This window comes from Streptomyces sp. adm13(2018) (genome assembly GCF_008042145.1).
In the GTDB taxonomy this organism is placed as follows: domain Bacteria; phylum Actinomycetota; class Actinomycetes; order Streptomycetales; family Streptomycetaceae; genus Streptomyces.
This window is the reverse complement of the sequence record NZ_RDBH01000142.1, coordinates 4545-8135: the sequence shown is the minus strand read 5'-3', so window position 1 is coordinate 8135 and position 3591 is coordinate 4545. Positions and strand designations below refer to the sequence as shown.

Below are 3591 nucleotides of genomic sequence, written 5' to 3'. Positions count from 1 at the left end.
GAACGTCGCCGGCCGCTGGGCCTCCCGCGACACCCACCTCGGCGGGCTCCGGGATCGGCTGCGGGACCGGCGGCGTGGCCGGGGCGACGACGGTCCGCWGGTGCTCGACGAGCGAGATGAGGACCTGCTTGCTGGACTCGCGCGAGCGCGCGTCGCAGAAGACCAGCGGAACCTCGTCGGCGAGGTCGAGGGCCCCGCGGATCTGTTCGGGGGTGTGGGCGGGACCGCCGAAGTCGTTGCAGGCGACGACGAACGGCGTCCCGTGGTGTTCCAGGCGGTCGATGGCGTACCAGGAGTCGGCGAGCCGGCGGGTGTCGACGAGCACCACCGCGCCGAGCGTCCCGGAGAACAGCCGGTCCCACAGGAACCAGAACCGCTCCTGGCCGGGCGCCCCGAAGAGGTACAGGACGTTGTGGGTGTCGAGCGAGATCCGGCCGAAGTCGAAGGCCACCGTGGTGGCCGACTTGGCGGCGACGCCGGCGGTGTCGTCGACTCCCTCGCCCGCCTGCGTCATCGTCTCCTCGGTGTTCAGCGGACGGATCTCGCTGACCGAGCGGACGAGGGTGGTCTTGCCGACTCCGAAACCGCCGACGACGACGATCTTCAGTCCGTTGTCGGCGGTGCTGCGCAGGGTCTGGCGCTGTTCAGAGGTTACGGAGTCCAACGAGCACCTGCTCCAGGATGTCGTGATCGGGAAGGCGGTACGACGCACGGGGGTGCCGGGCGCTGATCCGGCCGGTGTCGTGCAGGTCGGCCAGGAGGATCCGGGTGATCGAGACCGGCAGTCCGAGCCCGGCCGCCACCTCCACCACGGCGGTGGGGTAGCGGCACATGCGCAGGATCGCGGCGTGCTCGGACTGCATGCCGGGCACCGGGTCGCTCTCGGAGACCACGAGGGTCACCAGGTCGAAGGAGTCGGACCCGGCGCGGCTCCGGCCGCCGGTCAGGGTGTAGAGCCGGTCGGGAGAGTCGTCCCGGCCCGGCCTGCCGCGGCTCATCCCCGGGGCCTCGCGACCAGGTGCTCCCCCAACTGCTCCACCAGTTCGGACATGTTGTGGCCCACGAGGCCGGCGTCGGCGTCCTCGTCGGCGACGACGGCGAGGTGGGCGCCCTCGCCGGCCTCCACGATGAAGAGGATGCCGCCGTAGAACTCGGCGATCGCGGAGCGGACCCCGCCGGTGCCGTCGCCGAACTCCACGGAGGCACCGTGCGACAGGCTCTGGATGCCGGCGGCGATCGCGGCGAGCTGGTCTGCCTGGTCGACGGAGAGCTCGGGGGTGCGGCAGAGCTTGAGGCCGTCACGGGAGAGCACCAGGGCGTGCCGGGTGCCCGGGGTGCGTTCCTGCAGGCCCTCGAGGAGCCAGCTGAGCTTCTCGTCGGTGGTGGAGCCGGTCATTACGAGGTGCCTTCCGGGTGCGGGGGGTTCGAGGTCGGCGACGGCACCGGCGGGGTCCGCTCCGCGATCGCCGAGTTCTACGGCGGCATCCTCTTCATCGTGGAGGCCGGCGAGGGCGCCCACCTCGCCGTCGTCGCCGACGAGGACGCCGACGCCGGCCTCGTGGGCCACAACATGTCCGAACTGGTGGAGCAGTTGGGGGAGCACCTGGTCGCGAGGCCCCGGCGCGGCCGCCGGTGCGGCGAACCGGTTCGGCACGTTCCGCAGCGCCGTCCGGGCGGGGGGTGGTGCCCCGTACGGCGCTGCGGAACGTGCCGAACCGGTTCGCCGCACCGGCGGCCGCGCCGGTGCGCGGTCCTTCGGCGGGCGCCTTCGCGGCGTTCTGCGGGCCCTCGGGGTGGGCGGCCGCCATGGCCCGGCCGCGGCGGCGCTGGGGGAGCCCGCTCTCGCCGAAGCGGGGGTGCTCGCCGGTGGACTCGGCCGCGCTGTCGTGCACGGTCTCGGGTTCGGGTACGACGGCGGGCGCCGGAACCGGGGCTGAGGCCTGGACCGGGGCGGCTGCCGGGACCGCGACGGGTGCCGACAGGCCCCGGCCCGAGACGGGCGGCAGCGGGTCGGCGGGTGCGGCGGCGGGCTCGGCGGGCGCGTGGCTGATCAGCTCCTGCGGGAGCATCAGCAGGGCGCCGGTGCCGCCGCGCGCGGAGGGGCGGAAGGACACGGTGAGGCCGTGCTTGCGCGCGAGCCGGCCGACGACGGCGAGGCCGAGGCGCGTGCCGGAGAGTCCGGCCAGGTCCTGCGGCGCGGAGCCGACGGCGGCCTCCGCCCGGCGCTGCTGGACGTCGCTCATCACGAGGCCGCTGTCCTCGACGGCGATGATGACGCCGGCCGGGACCTCCTCGACGTAGACGTGCACCTCGGCGGTGGGCGGCGAGAAGTTCGCCGCGTTGTCCATGAGTTCGGCCAGGGCGTGCATGACGCCCTCGGCCGCGTGCCCGGCGACGGCCGCGTCGCTGCTGGAGTGCAGCCGCACCCGCTGGTAGCCGCTGATCCGGCCCATGGCGCCGCGGAGGATCGACTCCATGACGATGGGGCGGGCCCAGCGCCGCCCGGACCTGGCCCCGCTGAGCACGGCGACGGAGTCGGCGAGCCGGCCGGCCTGCGCGGTGCGGTGGTCGAGGTGCAACAGGTCCGTGAGGACGTCCTCGTCGGCGTGCCGGTGCTCCATGTCCCGAAGGTCGGCGAGCATGCTCGTCGCGAGGGCCTGCATACGGCCGGCGGCGTTGGCCGCGGCCGCCATGGCGGCGGACTTGCCGGACTCGGCGCGGCGCAGCCGGGTTTCGAGCAGTTCGGTCTCGGCGGCGCGTTCCCGGCGCAGTGCGTCGATCTCGGCCGCGTGGGACCGCACGAGTTCGTCGGTCCGTGCCGTGTGGGACCGGACCAGGTCGTCGGTCCGTACCGCGTGGGCGGCCCGCGCGGCGGCGGTCTCCGCCTCCAGCCGCTCCTTCGCGGTGGCCGTCTCGCGCTCGGCGGCGGCCGTGAACCGGGCCATGTACACCTCCTTGGAGGCGACGTCGGCGGCCAGGGTGTCGGCCCGGCGGGCGAGGACGCGCGCGGTGCGCCCGTACCAGGTGACGGCGAAGGCGGCGGCCGAGAGGAGCAGGACCCCGCAGGCGGCGAACCAGCCGAGCGGGGTGCGGACCTCGCCCGGTGCGGCGGCGACGGCGGCCGCGGAGAGCGCACCGCCCGCGGCGGCGGTGAGCAGCGAGGCGGTCAGGGCAGGACGGAAGGGGGTGGGTGACGCCGACATCAACCAGACTCTCGGGAGCGGGCACACGGGGAAGGGAGTCGTAACGACGGCACTATAGATGCGTTGTTGATCAGTTCGGAACTCTTGTGATCGGATCGGCATTCGGTTCAGTGAATACTTTTCCGGTACTGCGCCCGAGAAGGTCCGAAGTTGCACGCTTCCACGGAAGTGCGAGGCGGGAAGCGCTTCCTGAAGGGGCGTTCGTTTCCGCCCCGCTCCCCTCCGGCGTCCCGGAGGGACGCCGGAGGCGGGAAAATCGATTGAGCGCGCGCGGTGGTGCCGACAGGATCGGGCGACACCGATGAGTTCTTCCCGGCGCCGCGGTCTTCCGGTGTGACCCGCAGCGTGCGGAGCACACCCACCCGACGGAAGGCACCATGCAAGCACC

4 protein-coding genes are annotated in these 3591 nt (G+C 73.6%); all 4 read right to left on the bottom strand.

The features are described from left to right. Positions 1-664: GTP-binding protein (locus tag EAO70_RS33980; RefSeq protein ID WP_261993178.1), on the bottom strand; the 664-nt coding region annotated here is incomplete at its 3' end. After that, entirely contained in the window at positions 645-998 is a 354-nt protein-coding gene (locus EAO70_RS33975; RefSeq protein ID WP_148006673.1) for a DUF742 domain-containing protein, read from the bottom strand. The genes EAO70_RS33975 and EAO70_RS33980, both read right to left, overlap by 20 nt. Continuing rightward, entirely contained in the window at positions 995-1396 is a 402-nt protein-coding gene (locus EAO70_RS33970; protein WP_148006711.1) for a roadblock/LC7 domain-containing protein, read from the bottom strand. The genes EAO70_RS33975 and EAO70_RS33970 overlap by 4 nt, the downstream gene beginning before the upstream one ends. A 94-nt stretch (positions 1397-1490) precedes the next feature. Then, positions 1491-3203, bottom strand: coding sequence for a sensor histidine kinase (locus EAO70_RS33965; protein WP_148006672.1), 1713 nt, complete (start codon positions 3201-3203; stop codon positions 1491-1493). Positions 3204-3591: the final 388 nt, after the last annotated feature.

Excerpts from the sequence above, each read along its gene's own strand:
- EAO70_RS33970 (WP_148006711.1), bottom strand. The coding sequence starts at position 1,396 with ATGACCGGCTCCACCACCGACGAGAAGCTCAGCTGGCTCCTCGAGGGC.
- EAO70_RS33975 (WP_148006673.1), bottom strand. The coding sequence starts at position 998 with ATGAGCCGCGGCAGGCCGGGCCGGGACGACTCTCCCGACCGGCTCTAC.
- EAO70_RS33965 (WP_148006672.1), bottom strand. The coding sequence starts at position 3,203 with ATGTCGGCGTCACCCACCCCCTTCCGTCCTGCCCTGACCGCCTCGCTG.